Annotated in this window: 18 protein-coding genes; 6 read left to right on the top strand and 12 right to left on the bottom strand. The window is 64.7% G+C overall.

Annotation, left to right across the window (positions count from 1 at the left end; translation table 11 throughout):
* Positions 1 to 224: 224 nt before the first annotated feature.
* Positions 225 to 521 carry a hypothetical protein gene (locus V7Q81_RS09230; RefSeq protein WP_333842380.1) on the bottom strand — a complete coding sequence of 99 codons (297 nt, stop codon included), beginning with the start codon at positions 519 to 521 and terminating at the stop codon, positions 225 to 227.
* 301 nt (positions 522 to 822) lie between these two features.
* Here V7Q81_RS09230 and gluQRS point away from each other — a divergent pair, with 301 nt between their 5' ends.
* The gene (gluQRS, locus tag V7Q81_RS09225; protein ID WP_333842374.1) at positions 823 to 1,755 is read left to right on the top strand and encodes a tRNA glutamyl-Q(34) synthetase GluQRS; all 933 of its coding nucleotides are present in this window, start codon (positions 823 to 825) and stop codon (positions 1,753 to 1,755) included.
* Here gluQRS and V7Q81_RS09220 read toward each other — a convergent pair.
* Positions 1,728 to 2,498 (bottom strand): class II glutamine amidotransferase, encoded by a 771-nt coding sequence (locus tag V7Q81_RS09220; RefSeq protein ID WP_333842372.1) that lies wholly within the window; start codon positions 2,496 to 2,498, stop codon positions 1,728 to 1,730. The two genes, gluQRS and V7Q81_RS09220, sit on opposite strands and share 28 nt — an antisense overlap.
* 94 nt (positions 2,499 to 2,592) lie before the next feature.
* On the opposite strand from V7Q81_RS09220, the gene V7Q81_RS09215 reads away from it, so the two are divergent.
* From V7Q81_RS09215 to V7Q81_RS09200, 4 genes are all read left to right on the top strand, one after another.
* On the top strand, positions 2,593 to 3,255 hold the full coding sequence (locus tag V7Q81_RS09215; RefSeq protein WP_333842370.1) for a class I SAM-dependent methyltransferase: 663 nt from the start codon (positions 2,593 to 2,595) through the stop codon (positions 3,253 to 3,255).
* 380 nt (positions 3,256 to 3,635) lie between these two features.
* Positions 3,636 to 4,265 (top strand): MFS transporter, encoded by a 630-nt coding sequence (locus V7Q81_RS09210; protein WP_333842368.1) that lies wholly within the window; start codon positions 3,636 to 3,638, stop codon positions 4,263 to 4,265.
* A 132-nt stretch (positions 4,266 to 4,397) separates the two neighbouring features.
* A complete protein-coding gene (locus V7Q81_RS09205) occupies positions 4,398 to 5,060 on the top strand; it encodes an esterase/lipase family protein (RefSeq protein WP_333842366.1) in 663 nt (220 codons plus the stop codon).
* An 84-nt stretch (positions 5,061 to 5,144) separates the two neighbouring features.
* Positions 5,145 to 5,309: a hypothetical protein gene (locus V7Q81_RS09200; RefSeq protein ID WP_333842364.1), complete on the top strand. Its 165-nt coding sequence runs from the start codon at positions 5,145 to 5,147 to the stop codon at positions 5,307 to 5,309.
* A gap of 51 nt (positions 5,310 to 5,360) precedes the next feature.
* Here V7Q81_RS09200 and V7Q81_RS09195 read toward each other — a convergent pair whose 3' ends face one another.
* From V7Q81_RS09195 to V7Q81_RS09185, 3 genes are read right to left on the bottom strand one after another with little or no spacing between them, the layout of a single operon-like run.
* The gene (locus V7Q81_RS09195) at positions 5,361 to 6,170 is read right to left on the bottom strand and encodes an amidohydrolase family protein (protein ID WP_333842361.1); all 810 of its coding nucleotides are present in this window, start codon (positions 6,168 to 6,170) and stop codon (positions 5,361 to 5,363) included.
* Positions 6,167 to 7,303, bottom strand: a complete 1,137-nt coding sequence (locus V7Q81_RS09190) for a trans-sulfuration enzyme family protein (protein WP_333842359.1) — start codon at positions 7,301 to 7,303, stop codon at positions 6,167 to 6,169. The genes V7Q81_RS09195 and V7Q81_RS09190 overlap by 4 nt, the downstream gene beginning before the upstream one ends.
* Before the next feature lie 35 nt (positions 7,304 to 7,338).
* A complete protein-coding gene (locus V7Q81_RS09185) occupies positions 7,339 to 8,097 on the bottom strand; it encodes a competence/damage-inducible protein A (protein ID WP_333842357.1) in 759 nt (252 codons plus the stop codon).
* Positions 8,098 to 8,290: 193 nt separating this feature from the next.
* Here V7Q81_RS09185 and V7Q81_RS09180 point away from each other — a divergent pair, with 193 nt between their 5' ends.
* Complete coding sequence (locus tag V7Q81_RS09180) at positions 8,291 to 8,608, top strand: hypothetical protein (RefSeq protein ID WP_333842353.1); 318 nt, start codon at positions 8,291 to 8,293, stop codon at positions 8,606 to 8,608.
* A 128-nt stretch (positions 8,609 to 8,736) separates the two neighbouring features.
* Here the strand turns inward: V7Q81_RS09180 and cobA are convergent, their stop codons facing one another.
* The 7 genes from cobA to V7Q81_RS09145 all read right to left on the bottom strand — a co-directional run.
* A complete protein-coding gene (cobA, locus tag V7Q81_RS09175) occupies positions 8,737 to 9,498 on the bottom strand; it encodes a uroporphyrinogen-III C-methyltransferase (RefSeq protein WP_333842351.1) in 762 nt (253 codons plus the stop codon).
* A gap of 49 nt (positions 9,499 to 9,547) precedes the next feature.
* Positions 9,548 to 12,259: a nitrate reductase gene (locus tag V7Q81_RS09170; protein WP_333842349.1), complete on the bottom strand. Its 2,712-nt coding sequence runs from the start codon at positions 12,257 to 12,259 to the stop codon at positions 9,548 to 9,550.
* 26 nt (positions 12,260 to 12,285) lie between these two features.
* Positions 12,286 to 12,663, bottom strand: coding sequence for a nitrite reductase small subunit NirD (nirD, locus tag V7Q81_RS09165; RefSeq protein ID WP_442954800.1), 378 nt, complete (start codon positions 12,661 to 12,663; stop codon positions 12,286 to 12,288).
* A gap of 28 nt (positions 12,664 to 12,691) precedes the next feature.
* Positions 12,692 to 15,109, bottom strand: a complete 2,418-nt coding sequence (gene nirB, locus V7Q81_RS09160; protein ID WP_442954801.1) for a nitrite reductase large subunit NirB — start codon at positions 15,107 to 15,109, stop codon at positions 12,692 to 12,694.
* Positions 15,110 to 15,469: 360 nt separating this feature from the next.
* Complete coding sequence (locus V7Q81_RS09155; protein ID WP_333842343.1) at positions 15,470 to 15,877, bottom strand: hypothetical protein; 408 nt, start codon at positions 15,875 to 15,877, stop codon at positions 15,470 to 15,472.
* A 23-nt stretch (positions 15,878 to 15,900) separates the two neighbouring features.
* Positions 15,901 to 16,092, bottom strand: coding sequence for a hypothetical protein (locus tag V7Q81_RS09150; RefSeq protein WP_333842340.1), 192 nt, complete (start codon positions 16,090 to 16,092; stop codon positions 15,901 to 15,903).
* 14 nt (positions 16,093 to 16,106) lie between these two features.
* Positions 16,107 to 17,001 (bottom strand): MFS transporter (locus V7Q81_RS09145; RefSeq protein WP_333842338.1); only part of this gene is annotated, 895 nt, incomplete at its 5' end.

The following is a 17,001-nucleotide window of genomic DNA, read 5'->3' as shown; positions in this document are numbered from 1 at the left end:
TGCTGACCTCGAGGGTCCTGCCCGATGATGCCGCCGGCTGCCGCGTCGGCGGCTGCCGGCCAGCGCACTTTCGATGGCCGCAGCGTCCACGCTGGCGTCGATCGCTGTATCGCACCCCCTCTCGCTCAAGCCAGCGCATGCGGTCAAGCTGGCGAGAAACGCCAATACACGGTCAAGGGCAGCTCGATGTAACGTAATCTCCTTTTTTGCCCTTTCCCGCCCACTCAGTCGACCCGTCTGCCCTCTGCCCTCCCCGAAACGCTCGGCTGAGCCATGAACTCGCCCATGGACAGCTTGCCATCCCGATTCCGGTCGAGGCCATCGAAATCCAGCCGCGTGTCCGCGGGCACGGCCGCCGCCTCCAGCTTAGACAGGTGGCCGTCGCCGTCCACGTCCAGCTTTTTGAAAAGTTCAACCTGAGGACCCGTCCCCCGCGGTGTCTGCTGCGCCGGCCTCTCTTGGGCCCAAGCGGCGGGCGACGCGAGGACAAAGGCAACCATCAACGCTGAGAGCTTCTTCATCACGCTCTCCTTGGTTCGCAATCGATCTAAAGCCGACAGAAATCGGCCTTATTTATTTCCAGGCTAGGGGTATGCCATCCGCTTCGCTCTGAAGCTTTTTCATGTACACCAATGGCTTGGCCATGCGACACGGTCGGGCACCGCATCCATTGGCCCATCGAGCCTGTTGCGCCCGAGCGACGCTTTCCCGGGATTCAGCGTCATCTGCCGGATTTGTGGCGAAATCGGCTGTCGCTTGGGAACGACGCCTGGGCGAGCACCGTGAGGAACGCTTGTATACTCGCACGCAGGAAGAAGGATCATGAGGGAGCCCGATTCATCCCACGAGACGACCTACCGTGGCCGCTTCGCCCCCTCTCCCACAGGGGAGCTCCATTTCGGCTCCCTGGTGGCGGCGGTGGGCAGTTACCTGGAGGCGAAAACCCAGGGAGGCCAGTGGCGGGTGCGCATCGAAGACCTGGACCGGCCGCGAGTGGCGCCGAAAGCGGCGGAAGCGATCCTGCGCACGCTGGAGGCTTGTGGCTTCGAGTGGGACGGGGAAGTGATCTACCAAGCGCGCCGGGAAAGCGCCTACCATGCGGCGCTTCATGCCCTGCGGGCAGGCGGCGTTCTCTACCCCTGCGCCTGCTCCCGCCGGGAGATCGCCGACTCGGGACTCTCCGGCGTGGAAGGCCCCGTCTATCCTGGCACCTGCCGCGGGGGCACCCCCCGCCGTCCCCGGGCGCTGCGGGTGCGCACCTGCTCGGAACCGGTGGGATTTCACGACGCCGTGCAAGGCTGGGTACGACAGCGCCTCGCATTGGAGGTGGGCGATTTCGTGGTTTACCGGTCCGACCGGATCTTCGCCTACCAACTGGCCGTCGTGGTGGACGACGCCCTCCAGGGCATCACCCACGTGGTGCGCGGTGCCGACCTACTCGCCTCGACCCCCCGCCAGATCTATCTGCAGCGGCTGTTGAGGCTGCCCACGCTCCGCTATGCCCACCTGCCGGTTGCGGTGAACGAAGCGGGGGAAAAGCTCTCCAAGCAGACCCGCGCCCGGCCCGTGGAGCCGACGCGGGCTGCGGCGCACCTTACGGCGGCCCTGGCCTTTCTCGGCCAGCGCCCGCCGCGGGAGCTGGCGCGGGCGGACGTGGCGAGCGTATGGCAATGGGCCCGTGCCCACTGGCGCCTGAGCCAGGTGCCCCGCCGCCGCACGGCACCCGCCTACATGGGCACGGGTTCCCCGTTGTGAAAGACCTTCAGCTCTCCCACCTGGAAAGGGGTCCAGATTTCGTTGTCGGTGAGCGGCTGGGTGGCGATGACCGAGACCCGATCGTCGGGGCCGGCGAGCGCGCTGAAATCTACGGTCAGGTCCTCGTCCACCAGGTGGGCCTGGCCGAAAGGGGCCTTGCGCACGATGTAGGACAAATGGTCCGAGCAGTGGGCAAAAAGATAGTCGCCGTTGGAAAGGAGAAAGTTGAACACCCCGAAGGCGGACAATTCCCGGGCGGCCTCCCACAAGGCTTCGTAAAGGACGGACAGCTCTGGCTGGCCCTTGGGAAACAGCCGCCGCAGGTTTTCCAGCATCCAGCAGAAAGCCAGCTCCGAGTCGGTCTGGCCCACCGGGCGATAGCGCCCCTCCAATGCGGGCGCGAAGTCCTCGAGGGTACCGTTATGGGCAAACACCCAGTAACGGCCCCACAGCTCCCGCTGAAAAGGATGGGTATTCACCAAGGCCACCGGGCCCCGGGTCGCTCGGCGGATGTGGGCAATCACGTTGAGGGAGTGGATGGGGTATTGACGCACGAAATCGGCGATGGGCGACTCGATGGTGGCGCGGGAATCGATGAACAGGCGCACCCCGGGCCCCTCGAAGAAAGCCACTCCCCAGCCGTCCCGGTGGTGGTCGGTGCGTCCGCCCCGGTGGTGAAAGCCCTCAAATGAAAAACAGATGTCCGTGGGGACATTAGCGTTCATCCCCAGTAATTGACACATGGACGATCCCTTACAGACAGCGCCCGCCGCCTGCCCGGAAGGGGAGCGGCTGTAACGGGAAGTTTATAATCGTCACCTGGTCTAATGAAACGCCATGTCCAACAAAACCTTCACCCTGGACGAGCGGCTCTACGATTACCTGCTCGCCGTGTCCCTGCGAGAGCCGCCCATCCTTGCGGAGCTGCGCCGCGAGACCCGGGCTGACCCTCTGGCGCGCATGCAGATCGCTCCCGAGCAGGGCCAATTCATGGCCCTGCTCGCTCGGCTCATGGGGGCAAGACGCTATCTGGAAATCGGCGTCTATACCGGCTATAGCAGCCTGTGGCTCGCTTTGGCGCTTCCCGAGGACGGCCACGTGGTCGCCTGTGATACGAGTGAGGAGTGGACTCGCATCGCCCGGCGCTATTGGGAGCGCGCCGGTGTTGCCCACAAGGTCGAGCTGCGGCTTGCCCCGGCACTTTCCACCCTCGACGCCCTGATCGCCTCCGGCGAGACGGAGCGCTTCGATCTCGCTTTCATCGATGCCGACAAGGAAAACTACTGGGCTTATTTCCAGCGCTGCCTGACCTTGGTGCGGCCCGGCGGGTTGATCGCCATCGATAACACACTCTGGAGCGGTAAGGTGGCCGATCCAGACGACCACGAGCCCACCACAGAGGCGGTGCGTGCCTTCAATCGACGTCTGTCGGGAGAGAGCCGGGTAGAGCTCGCCCTTGTGCCCATCGGAGACGGGCTTACCCTGGCGCTCAAGCGATAACAAGCCTCTTTTTGGCAGTCCCCTGCCGGCCACCAAAAATTATCATGTTAATTTCTAAATACTTTTTTAGCTCCTCGGCGCCCCGCCGCCCCGCCTCTGGCTAAGCCCCTGATTGTTGGCTGTTTCAAATTTTGACTCTTGAATGAGGTCTTTCGAAGGCGGTCTTGGCCCTTGCCCAAAACCCTTCCTAGCAAATTGAATGCCATATCATAAGTTATTCTAAAATAAATAGTTTTAGGAAGTTCCCGGTATGCACAAAAAAATCTCCGCGTCGCATGGGGAAGGGGGCTGGTAAAATGCGTACATCGTCTGACCGGTCACACGTGTGTTCCCCGTCCGGGGGACCGCCGGGAGGACCCCCTGACTTTCCGGAGTAGTTCATGACCACGATCGCTGTCGCCAAGAAGAACGGCTATGCCGCCATCGCCGCAGACACCCTGACCACGTTCGGGAGCACCCGGCTGCCGGCGCACTATGACGCCTCCCACGACAAAATTCTCAAGTACGGGGACTCGTACATCGGCATTTGCGGCAGCGCGGCGCACCATCTGGTCCTGGAAAGCGTGTTTCGCGGAACGCCAAACTTGAAGCTGCACAGCAAGAGCGAGATTTTCGAATCGTTTCGGCGCATTCATCCGATCCTCAAGGAGGAACACTTCCTCAACCCGAACGAGGACGAGGACGACCCGTACGAATCGAGCCAGATCACGGCGCTGATCGCCAACCCTTCGGGCATCTATGCCGTGTACTCGATGCGGGAAGTGTTCGAGTACCACAAGTTCTGGGCCATTGGATCGGGGAACGAGTACGCGCTGGGGGCCATGCACCAGGCCTACAACCGTTTCGACAACCCGGCCGATATCGCCCGGGTGGGGGTCGAAGCGGGCGCGGAGTTCGACAAGAGCTCGGCCCTGCCCCTGACGCTTTACACGGTTAAGCTCAAGAATGAAGCCGACAACCAGTGGAGGCTGTTCCAACACCCAGCCCTGGAAACCCTGAAGACGGCTTGATCGATCGGTTCACCGGCACCTGGCGAATAGCCTCCCCCAGCCTCAACCTCCCTGGGGGCGCGTGCCGACCCCCTTGCGGGAACGAGCACTTTATCTCGTTCCCGCTTTTTCTTGGTTGAGGGCGTTGTCGCCATGACTGGCTCCGGGATTGCGCCCACTGTGGTGGTGGTCCACGGGCTGTACATGAACGGCTGGCTGCTCAAACCCCTTGCCCGCCGCATTGAGCGCTGTGGCTTCCGGGCCCACCTCTTCACCTACCATGACCTGCGCTGGACGCTCAAGCGCAATGGCGAATTGCTCGCACGATTCTCGGAAAGCCTGCCCGGGCCCCTTCACTTCGTCGCCCACAGCTTGGGAGGTCTGGTGGTGCTCGAAGCCCTGGGCCGCCTGCCGCCGGAGCGCCTCGGACGTCTCGTTTTCCTCGGCACGCCCTACCAGGGGTCTCGGGTGGCCGAGCAGCTTGCGCGCTTTCCCCTCACCCGCTGGCTGCTGGGACGCTCGGTGCGGGAAGGCCTGCTCACAGCACGCCCCCGTTGGGAAGGCAGGGCCGAGCTGGGCGTCATCGCCGGCAACCGTCCCCTGGGTCTGGGCATGATTGTCGGTCGCCCTCCCCGGCCCCACGACGGGACCGTGGGGATAGAAGAGACGCACATTCCCGGGGCCACGGACACCCTGGTGCTGCCCGTGACCCACACCGAGATGCTCTTCTCGGCCCAGGTCGCGCACCAGGTGTGCGTCTTCTTGCGGCAAGGCTGCTTTGCCCGGCCCGTTGTCGCTCAAGCACCAGCGGCGTAGGATACGTCTACGAACGCCAACACTCGCACCGCGCGCGGGGAGGAAAGGGCGGGCAGGGGTTTCAGACGACACAGGAGGCCTGCCATGTGCTACGAAGACTGGTACGAATGGAAGTTGGCCCGGGAACAGGAGGCGCTTAAGAAAGCGCGGGAAGAAATGCAGCGCTTGAAAGAACAAGCCCCAGGAACCGACAAGCGGCCGTCTGGGCAAGTACCGGGAGAAACCAAACCCGAGCCCGCCACTGCCTGAAGAAGGCGCAGGTCCGGACTGGGACAAACCCCGCCTAGCCGGCGGGGTTTTTTATTCCTGGAGGAGTGCCGTCCCGTTGCGGTGGGCGATGCGTTCCGCCACCTCTGGAGGAAGTTGCCGCAGCCACTGGCGCGCCGCCTCGGCGATCGCCGGGACCTGGGGCCAGCGAGCAGGAGAATAGGTGTCAGTGCCATACAGAAACCGGTCCGGATGCCGCAGGAACAGGGCCCGCCATCGGGGGTCCAGGGTGCCACCCGGGGCCACGTCGCTGCGCATGGACAATTCCACCCAAAGGGAGCGGTAGCGGTCCAGCAGACGCCCCACCGTCTCGGGATCCGCCGTCATGCCCGCATGGGCCCACAATACCTTGGTGCCCGGATCCATCTCGAACAGGATTTCCACCGCCTGATCGTCAGCGTGGGCGTGAAGAAAAAGCCCCTGGCGTCCCGCCAGCCGCACCACCTCCCGGACCACGTCCGAGCGAGCCTCTTCAGTCTGGAGATGAAATTCACCGATGCCCCGGTAAATGCCGCGGCGCAGCCGTTGCTCCAGATAAGGGACGACCGATGGGTCCCGATGCCAGGTGGCCACATCCGCCGGGTTCCGGTAGGGCCGCAGCACCGGGACAATGCGCTCAGGCGCCGCCGCATAGAGGCGCACTGTGCCTTCGTCGGGAGTGCTAGAGACCAGGGCCCGGGTAACGCCGGCCTGGTCCAGAATCTCCAGGGCCTTGCGGGGGGAATAGCGTTCCCAAACGTCGTGGCTGTAATGGATATGGGCGTCGAACAGCGGCAGGCGCTGAGCTTCGGTCGGCCAGGCGACCAAGAGCAGCACCGTGCAGAAAAAGCGGCCGAAGTTCACGCGAGCGATCGCTCCAGATCGTCGATGAGGTCCTGCCTGGCCTCGATGCCCACCGACAAGCGCAGCACATGGTCATCAATGCCGGCTGCTCGCCGGTGTTCGGGTGGCATGGCCGCGTGGCTCATGGTGGCCGGATGGCCGATCAAGGACTCCACCCCTCCTAGGGATTCCGCCAGGGCGAAAACCCGGGTCCGCTGCAACACCTTCCGGGCTTCGGCTGCCCCGCCCCGCACCGCGAAGGACACCATGCCGCCGAAGCCCCGTTGCTGGCGCTTCGCCAGGGCATGACCGGGGTGAGTCTCCAGGCCCGGATAGTGGACGCATTCCACCTTGGGATGCTGCGCGAGGAATGCCGCTACCGCGCGGGCGTTCTCCTCATGGGCAGCCATGCGCAGATGCAGGGTCTTCATCCCCCGCAGCACCAGCCAGGCGTCAAAGGGTGCCTGCACTGCGCCCCCCGTCTTGGCGGCGAATTGGATCGCCCGATTGAGCGCTTCGGTGCGGGCGACCACCGCCCCGCCCACCACGTCGGCATGGCCGTTCAGGTACTTGGTGGTGGAATGCACCACCAGGTCCACCCCGAAGTCCATGGGCCGCTGCAGGAGGGGCGAAAGAAAGGTGTTGTCGGCGATCACCAGGAGACCCCGGGCATGGGCGAAAGCCGTGAGATCCGCCAGGTCCGTGATCCGCAGCAAGGGATTGGACGGCGTTTCTACCCAGACTGCCCGGGTGGTAGGCTTGAGCGCCTGCTCCCGGGCGGCCGGATCGCTCAAGTCCAAGAAGCTTACTTCCAACGTCCCCTGGCGCTGGAGGTGAGCAAGGAGCCGGTAGGTGCCGCCATAGCAGTCCCGGGTGCACAGCACATGGGCACCGGCCTCGAGCACCGCCAAGGCGATGGAGATGGCCCCCATGCCGCTCGCCGCCGCCACAGCGCCAACGCCCCCCTCCAGCGCCGCCAGCAGCGTCTCCAAGGCTTGGCGTGTGGGGTTGCCGAGTCGGGTATATTCGAAACCGCTCGTCGCGCCCACGTCCTCAAAGCGAAACGTGGACGTCTGGTAGATGGGCGTGGTGATGCTGCGGTACGCCCGGTCGATCTCTTGCCCAGCGTGCACCAAGCGGGTGACGGGATCCATGGTGTTATCCTCAAACGGCATTCTACTGGGGCAGGTCAGGGGGCGTTCTCCCAGCGAAAGCCCAGGGCGCTCACGCCCCGGCGCAAGGCTTCGATGGCTTGGGCAACCTCTTGCGCGGGACCCCGCACCCCCAGCTCCACCCGCCGCCCCTCGGGGGTGAAGCTAGGAAGGCTATAGACCTTGACCCGGGGATACCTGGCGCCGACCTCCTGCATCAGATCGATGAGTCCGCTCTCCGGTGCCTCGAAGACCAGGAGCGATGCATCGGCCCGGGGTTCGGGGTGGAAGAGGTGCCGGTACTTGGTGTCCAGGACCCACTCCATCATGGGCCAGGCCATTTCCGGGAATCCGGGCAGAAAGTGGTGATGGCCCAGGCTGAAGCCGGGGATCTGGTTATAAGGGTTGGGCACGATCTCGGCGCCGGCCGGAAAATCGGCCATGAGCACCCGCTTCGGGTAGGCCTCCTGACCGAACTTCTCCAGCAGGAGGGCCAGGGCTTGCGGGTGCCGGACCAAAGGCCGGCCCGCAGCCGCCGCCGCGCATTGACGGGTCACGTCATCCGGGGTGGCACCAATGCCCCCGAAGCTAAACACCACGTCCCCCGTGGCAAAGGAGACCTGCAGGGCGTGGGTGAGCCGCACCGGGTCATCCCCCACGTAATGGCACCAGGCCAGCTCGAGCCCCCGGCGCGCCAGGATGTCGATCACCTTGGCCATATGCCTGTCCTGGCGCTTTCCCCGGAGGATTTCGTCCCCGACGATCAGGGCACCGAAACCGGTCGTTGCGTCAGGCATGGCGGCGCAAGTTTATTCTGCATTGCAATAAAAAATCTTCGGGAAAATTTGTCAGTGGACACACACTTACACCTATCCATGGATTGATAAATAATTCTCTCTGATCCATGGACATTTTTCTTGGACTGGACATTTTGCTGCAGTGCAGTATAATAAGAATACAGAAAGCTGTTACATCCCGGAGGATTTGATCATGATCACCGCAGTATGGGGCATCGGGCAACTCCTCGCTCTGGTGGCGGTCGTCTACGGAGCCCTGCTCACCTTAAAAACCCGCCCCCAATTCTGGGCTGGGGTGGCCCGTACTTTGCATCGGATCGAGGGATTCTTTGAAACCTTCGACGAAGCCGTGCGGCTGGCGGAGCTGGCCCGTCGCGACCCCTGCCGAGCGGCCCAAGTAGGGCGGGAACGGCTTCTCCGGTCTTCCACCGCCGGCACACCGGATCCTGGCCAAGCCAAGCGCTCCATTCCAGGAAGGATCCGCGTGACCCAGGTCGGAGAGGCCCTCTAATCCTTGTCCCCAAGCGAGCACTGCCGCCGCCTCGCACAGGCAAGCGCTGCCGGCGGTGCTGGCGCTCCGGTCGGCGGAGCAGCACCTTTCACGGTCTATTCCAATGACATGAAGGCGGCGCTGCCGTCTCAGGCCACTTGCTGGAGCGGGATGACGTGGGCGGGAAGCCGCGCCAGCGCGGCCACGGGCCCGACCACTACAATCGCCGGCGAGGCGAGGCCCGCAGCGCGGACATCGGCGGCGATGCGGGCGAGGGTGCTCACCACCGAGCGCTCGTTGGGAAGAGTGGCCGACTGGATCGCCGCGGCCGGCGTATCTGGCGCAAGGCCACCGCGCACGAGGGCCTCAGTGATGGGACCGAGCCGCGCCATGCCCATGTAGATTACGAGCGTGGTGCCGGTGCAGGCCAGCGCTGCCCAGTCGGGCTCCACCCCGTCCCGGGTGTGCCCCGTGATCAGGGTGACACCGTGGGTGAAGCCCCGATGGGTCACCGGAATGCCCAAAGCGGCGGCAGCGGCAATGCCGGCGGTGACGCCATTGATCACCTGCGCCTCGACGCCTGCCCGGGCGAGGGCTTGCAATTCCTCACCGCCCCGGCCGAAGACGAAGGGATCTCCTCCCTTGAGCCGGGCCACCACCCAGCCACGCCGGGCATAGCGCACCATCCAGCGCTCGATGAGGGCCTGGGGCGTGGACCGGCATCCGCCCCGCTTGCCGACGGGGATGATCCGGGCATCCGGCCGGGCAAATTGGAGCACTTCGGGGTTTACTAGCTCATCCATGAGCACCACCTGTGCTTCGCCCAAGGCTCGCACCGCCTTGAGGGTCAGAAGCTCCACGTCCCCGGGGCCGGCACCGATGAGATAGACCTTGCCGTGTTTCGCGTTCATGGCTGCTTGTCTGACCTCGCCCGATTGGGCAGCCTTTCGATATGCCGTACTATGCCGCCCGCCGGTGGGAGGTCAGCATGCGCTTCAACTCCGGTACGCAGGCGCCGCACTGGGTGCCGCAGCGGAGTGTCTGTTGCAGCGCTTGCAAGCTGGCACCCGCCTCGATGGCCGCGGCGATCTCCCGCTCCGGGACGTTCCAGCAGTTGCATACCACGCGGCCACGAGGAGAAAAGTCTGCCGGTGCCGCTGGCACCGGGGCCAGTAAAAAGCGGCGCAGCTCGTCCACCGGCACCCCCTGGGTCATCCAGTCCTTGAGCCACGCTTGGGCCGCAGTCTCACCCATCAAGCGCACCGCCGCGAGGCGCCCACCAGCGATGCGCACGCGCCGATCGATACCCCGGCGGGTGTCCACGTAGCTCATGACGTCCGCATCCGGTTCGAGCCCGAAGATGCGATCGATCTCGGCTAGGAGCGCCGTATCTACGGCAAAGGCGGCCGCCGCCCGCAGGATCACGCACGCTTCCTCGTGGCCAAAGAGCCCGCAGCTCGCGTAGTCAAAGCGCTCGAGAAGCGGCTGGAGCCGAGCAAGACGTGTCCCGGTCTCCCCCACCGCCATGGCAGTGAGCCGCCAGGGGAGCGAGACCTTTTCGACCCGCACGGCAGCGTGCTTGAGCTCAGGCTGCTTGGAGACCGGGTCGAAAGCCTTCACCGTGAGGGCATTGGTGCCATGTCCCGCCATGAAGCGAGCACCCCAGTGCATGGGCAGGAAGACCTGACCCGGGCGCTGCGCTTCGGACGCTTTCACCCGCAGGACGATCGTCCCGCGCCGGCTCGCCACCCGTGCCAGATCTCCGTCACTCAGTCCGCGCCGGGCCATGTCTTGCCGGTTCATCGACAACAGCGGCTCTTCCTCGTGGCCGAACAGCCGCGCCACCCGTCCGGTGCGGCTCATGCCATGCCACTGGTCTCGAAGTCGGCCGGTATTAAGCCGCAGGGGATAGCGGGCATCCGGGGATTCCGCCGTCGCGCGGGGGCATACTGCCACGAACCGGGCGCGGCCGTCTTCCGTAGCAAACACGCCGTCGGTGTAGAGCCGCTCGGCGCCGCGCGCCGCCCCCGCAGGAAAGGGCCACTGCTGGGGTCCTAGCGCCTCCAGCAGCGCGTAGCTCAACCCCGTGATGTCCAGGTCACGACCCCGGGTGCTTTCCCGGTGTTCGTTGAACACCTCTTCCACTTTCCGGTAAGGAAACAGGGAAGGAAGGCCTCCCGCCTTTGCGCCAAAGCGCAAGTACTGCTCCAGGCGTCGGGCGAAATCCACGACAATCGCCCAGTCGGGGCGCGCTTCTCCGGGGGGCGGCACGGCCGCCCGCACCCGGGAAATGCGCCGCTCCGAATTGGTGACCGTGCCCTCCTTCTCACCCCAGGTAGCGGCTGGCAGTAGGACATCGGCATAGGCAGCAGTCTCCGTGTCCCGGTAGGCTTCCTGCACCACCACTAAAGCCGCCGCCTCCAGGGCAGCGCGTACCATCGACTGCTCGGGGAGAGATTGAGCCGGGTTGGTACAGGCGATCCACAGGGCCTTAATCTCTCCCGTGCGGACCGCTTCGAACATCTCCACCGCCGTCTTGCCCGGCGTCGCAGGCACCTCCGCGACGCCCCACAGCCGCGCCACCTCTGCCCGATGGGCCGGATTGGCCAAGTCCCGGTGGGCGGAAAGGAGATTCGCCATGCCGCCCACCTCCCGCCCGCCCATGGCATTGGGCTGCCCCGTGAGGGAAAAGGGACCAGCGCCCGGGCGGCCAATTTGCCCGGTGGCGAGATGCAGATTGATGAGGGCGGCGTTCTTTTCGGTCCCCTGGACCGACTGATTCAGGCCCTGGCAGTAGAAGGAGAGGGTGGCGGGAGAATCGGCAAACCAGCGCGCCGCCTGGATGATGTCCTGCGCTGCCACGCCGCACAGGCCCGCTACCGCCTGGGGAGTATATTCCCGCAGTGCGTCCTTGAGGGCGTCGAAACCCGTAGTATGGGCTTCGATGAACGGGGCATTGAGCCGCCCCTCCCATATCATCACGTGGAGCATGCCGTTGAACAGAGCAACGTCGGTGCCCGGCAGGATAGGAAGATGCAGGTCTGCGGCGGCCGCCGTGTCAGTGCGACGGGGATCCACCACGATCATCTTCATGGCCGGGTTCGCCCGGCGCGCCTCCTCGATGCGCTGGAAAACGACGGGATGGGCATAGGCGGTGTTGGACCCGGCGATGAACAGGCACTGGGCATGGTCGATATCGGCGTAGCAGGTGGGCACGCTGTCCGCGCCCAAGGTCGCTTTATAGCCGGCCACCGCCGAGGACATGCACAGACGCGAGTTGGAGTCGATGTTGTTGGTACCGATCAGCCCCTTCGCCAGCTTGTTGAAGACATAGTAATCTTCGGTCAGAAGCTGACCGGAAATATAGAAGCCCACGGCATCCGGCCCGTGCTCCAGCACGATGCGGGCAAACCGCTCGGCCAGGTAGTCCAGGCTCTCGTCCCACCCCGCGCGGCGGCGCGGCTCACCTCGGCTTCGCCGCAGCTCCGGGTACAAGGCGCGGCCATCTGCTCTTGCGGTGAGGGGTAGCGTCGTGCCTTTGCTGCACAGGCGGCCGAAATTGGCCGGATGCTGGGGATCGCCGACGACGCCCGTGATGCGCCCGCCCTGGGTTTCGATCACGATCCCGCAGCCGACACCGCAATAGCAGCAGGTGGATTTGACGTGGGGCATGGACGCTCACCTGTGGCAATCAGCCCTCACTGCCCAACCCCAGGATCGCGAAGCTGGAGAAAAATCACCCCCTCTTTCACCTCGACCGGATAGACCGGCACGCAACCCTCGTCCGGGGCCACCGCCTGCCCCGTGTCCAGACAGACGTTCCAGCCGTGGAGGGGACAGGCCACCTTGCGCCCGAAGACGATGCCCTGGGACAAGGGGCCGCCCTTGTGGGGGCAGCGGTCTAGGAGAGCGAAGACCTGGTCGTCGGCGGTGCGGAACAGGGCAATGCTGCCTTGCGCCGTCACCACCACACGCGCCCCTAGGCGGGGCACGTCTTCGAGGGCGCAAGCCCGCACCCAGGAACACGTCGGCGCCACGGCTTCCTCCATTTCCCTCGCTACTGCATCCACTTCCATGCATCCTCGCCCGATCGACAAGACCCGCTCACACTTGCGCCGCTTCATGCTGCGGCGCGATGTGCACCGGCTGGAACTCGTGGGCCGCGGCGCCTTGCACGCACGCTTGCCAGGGATCTTTCTCGCCCTGCAGGGCGTAGAGCAGCCGCTCGTACAGGGCGCGCCGCCCCGGGGGGTCGTCCACGATGCGGGACTTCACGTAATCGAGCCCCACCCGGTTCACCCAGTGCACCGTGCGATCCAGGTAGCGGGCTTCCTCCCGGTAGAGCTGGATGAAGGCACCACAGTATTCGAGCACTTCCTCGTGAGTCTTCACCTTGACCAGGAACTGGGCCACCTCGGCTTTGATGCCTCCGTTGCCTGCCACGTAGATCTCCCAACCGGAATCCACCCCGATCACACCCACGTCCTTGATGGTGGATTCGGCGCAGTTGCGCGGGCAGCCGGATACTGCCATCTTCACCTTGTGGGGAGCCCACATGCGCTCGAAGGCCTTCTCCAGCTCGATGCCCATTCGGGTCGAGTCTTGCACGCCGAAGCGGCACCATTCACTCCCGACGCAAGTCTTCACCGTGCGCAACGCCTTCCCGTAAGCGTAGCCCGATGGCATGTCCAGATCCGCCCATACCTTGGGCAAGTCCTCCTTCTTTACTCCTAAGAGGTCGATACGCTGGCCGCCGGTGATCTTGACCGTGGGAATCTTGTACTTCTCCGCCACGTCGGCGATGCGGCGCAGTTGTTGGGGCGAAGTGACGCCCCCGTAGATGCGCGGCACTACGGAATATGTGCCGTCTTTCTGGATGTTAGCGTGAGCACGCTCGTTGATGAAGCGGGACTGGGGATCGTCCTGGGCTTCGTGGGGCCAAGTGGAGATGAGGTAGTAGTTGAGCGCCGGGCGGCAGGTGGCGCAACCGTTGGGAGTGCGCCAGTTGAGAAATTCCATCGTCTCGGGAATGGAAAGCAGCTTTTCCTCCCGGATCGCCTTGCGCACTTCCTCGTGGGTAAGGTCGGTACAGCCACACAGGGGCTTCGCCGTAGGCTGGGGCGCGTAGGCACCGCCGAGGGTGGAGGCGAGAATTTGTTCCACTAGGCCGGTGCACGAGCCGCAGGAGGAGGAAGCCTTGGTGTGCCGGCGCACGTCCTCTAGGGTGAACAGGCCCTTTTCCTTGATCGCCTTGACGATAGTGCCTTTGCATACGCCGTTGCAGCCGCATACCTCCATGTCGTCGGCCATGGCGACGGCCTTGTTCTGGCCCAAGTGCCCGGCGTTGCCCAGGTGAGCATGGCCGAACATCAGGTGGTCGCGGATCTCGGCAATGTTCTGGCGATCGCGCAGCAACTGGAAATACCAGGCGCCATCCACGGTGTCGCCGTAGAGAACGCTGCCCACGAGCACGTTGTCCCGGATCACCAGCTTTTTGTACACGCCGCCCACCGGATCCGAGAGCACGATTTCCTCGGTGCCCTCGTCCCCCAGGAAATCGCCCGCGGAAAACACATCGATGCCGGTCACCTTGAGCTTAGTGGAAGTGACCGAGCCTTCGTAGCGGCCGATGCCCATCATGGCCAAGTGGTTGGCGCACACTTTTGCCATTTCGAACAAAGGGGCCACCAGCCCATAGGCAACCCCTCGGTGATTCACGCATTCGCCCACCGCGTAAATGCGCGGATCGAACGTTTGCATGGTGTCGTTCACCACGATCCCACGGTGACAATGAAGGCCGGCCGCTTCGGCCAGCGCCGTGTTGGGGCGTATGCCGACCGCCATCACGACCAGGTCGGCGGGAATTCGGCTGCCGTCGGCGAAGCCCACCGCCTGCACGCGTCCGTTCTCGCCCCCGATGATTTCTCGGGTTTGCGTCCTCAAGCGGAACTTCAAGCCCTTCGCTTCCAGCGAGCGCTGCAGCAGTCCCGCCGCCGTGCGATCGAGCTGCTTCTCCATGAGCCATTCCATGAGATGGACCACGGTCACGTCCATGCCCCGCAGCTTGAGCCCGTTCGCCGCCTCCAATCCCAGCAGTCCACCGCCGATCACGACCGCATGGCGGTAGCGCGCCGCCGCCTCGATCATGGCCTGGGTGTCCTCCACATCCCGGTAGGTGACGACCCCTTCCAGGTCATGGCCAGGAATGGGAAGGATCACCGGGTTGGAGCCGGTGGCGAGCAATAGCCGGTCGTAGGACGCGCGCGTCCCGTCTTCGGCCACCACTTCCCGCTTTATCCGGTCGATCTTCGTGACTTTCTTGCCGAGGTGGAGACGGATCCCATGCCGGGCGTACCAGTCCAGGTCATTCAGCACGATGTCCTGGAAAGTCTGCTCCCCGGCCAGTACCGGGGAAAGCAGGATGCGGTTGTAGTTGGGATAGGCCTCCGCACCGAAAACGGTGATGTGGTACAGATCGGGGGCGAGCTTGAGCAGCTCCTCCAGGGTGCGCACCCCGGCCATGCCATTGCCCACCACCACGAGTCTCGGTTTGCTCACCCTGTCCTCCTTGCGACGCTACCGCCCGATGCCGTGGCCATAAATCAAAAAGCGCCCAAGACCCCGGAAGCTGCCGGTCGTGGACGCCTTTGTCCTCGAGACCCCCTCGTTCTCGGCCGCCGTTGGTCGGGTGCATGGGGGAGTCCTCGGGATTCCCCCGCTTCACTCGCCTTTAGCAACTGCTATGCCAGGCGCAGAACGAGGAGCAGGAGCTAATTTTTCCCGCGGGCACCGGCGCTTGCGCCTTCGCAGCTCCGGGCGCCCCTGCAGTTCAACGCACCGTCGCGGTGCGTTTCGGCTGGCGATGCACGCCCGTGGTGCCGCTCAAACCCCCGCCACGACCAGGTAGATCAGCACCAAATTCATCGCTAGAGGCGCAAGGGCGAGCCACTGCCGTAGCACCAGGGGGTCGCGTTCCACCAGGGGGCTTACGCGCTGCACGCCAATCGGCCGTTGATCTGCCCGCTCCAAGGCCCGCACCATCTCCTCCGCCGTTTCGAATCGGTGCCGCGTGTCCCGGGCCACTGCCTTCAGAATCACTTCCTCGAACCAGAGGGGGGTGTCCGGACGGTAACCAGACGGAGGAACCGGGTCGCCGAAGCGCGGGCGCTGGAACGGCTCGATCTCGCCGTAGGGATAGCGGCGGGTAAGCAGATGGTAGAGGCTCACCCCGGCGGCATAGAGGTCCGATTGCACACTGGCGGGCTTTCCGGCGATGCACTCCGGCGCCATGTAGCGGGGGGTGCCGGGGTTTGTCAGGCAAGCCCCAACCCCTTTCCCGGCGTGGAGCGCCGCCGCTCGTCCTCAGGGGTAGCGGCGCCGAATGAGTCCTCGTTGTGGCGGCGACAGCCCGGGTCAGTCGCGTGTCCGAACTCGACTTCGAGCCGACCGCCCCAGCGCAGCGGCGGCACGTTTTGGCCCATCCGCTCAAGCGTAGCTTCTGCCATGATCGTCATGGGTGTCAGACTTTGGCTACGCTCAAGTGAGGCGCGCCCCAAGTGGTACGCCAGCGGCCCTTCACGCCATAGAGGCCCGCCAGGGCGAGCAACGCTAACATTGCGAATATGAGCAGCCCCACCCGATAATCTCCCGTCAGCTCCTTCGAGTAGCCCAGACTGGCGGCGAGATAGAAGCCGCCCAGGCCGCCCGCCATGCCCACCAGCCCGGTCATCACGCCGATTTCCTTCCTGAACCGCTGGGGCACCAGTTGGAACACGGCGCCATTGCCCATACCGAGGCACAGCATGGCAGCCACGAAGACGCCCAAGGCCATCCAGGCGTAACCGAGACCCGCGCTGACGATTGCAAGTAACAGCGAAGCACACCCGTAGACGGCGCTCAGCGTGCGGACCCCGCCGATCCGGTCTGCCACCGCCCCGCCCACGGGACGCACCAAGGAGCCAGCGAACACGCACGCGGCGGTGAAGTAACCCGCCGAGACCGGGTCCAAGCCGTACTGATCGTTGAAGTAAATGGTGAGCGAGGAGGCTAGACCCACGAAGCCGCCGAAGGTAACGCCGTAGAAGAACATGAACCACCAGGCGTCCCGGTCCTTGAGCACACGCAAGTATTCGCCCAAGGGCTTCGGCGCAGGACACTCCGGGCTGTCTTTGGCAAGGACAAGGTAGAGCAGCAAGGCGATCCCCAGAGGGATCAAGGTCAGACCGAAGACGTTGTTCCAGCCAAAGGCTTGGGCGAGCCCTGGGGCGAACAGCGCCGCCAGCACTGTGCCGGAGTTGCCGGCGCCGGCGATGCCCAGGGCGGTTCCCTGGTGCTCAGGGGGATACCAGCGGGAAGCGAGGGGCAACGCTACTGCGAAGGAGGCCCCCGCCACCCCCAGGAACACCCCCAGAAGC

Origin of the sequence: Pelomicrobium sp. (genome assembly GCF_036803785.1) — a bacterium.
Taxonomy (GTDB): Bacteria; Pseudomonadota; Gammaproteobacteria; order Burkholderiales; family UBA6910; genus Pelomicrobium.
The sequence above is the reverse complement of the archived record's forward strand: the minus strand, read 5'-3'. Positions and strand labels throughout refer to the sequence as shown.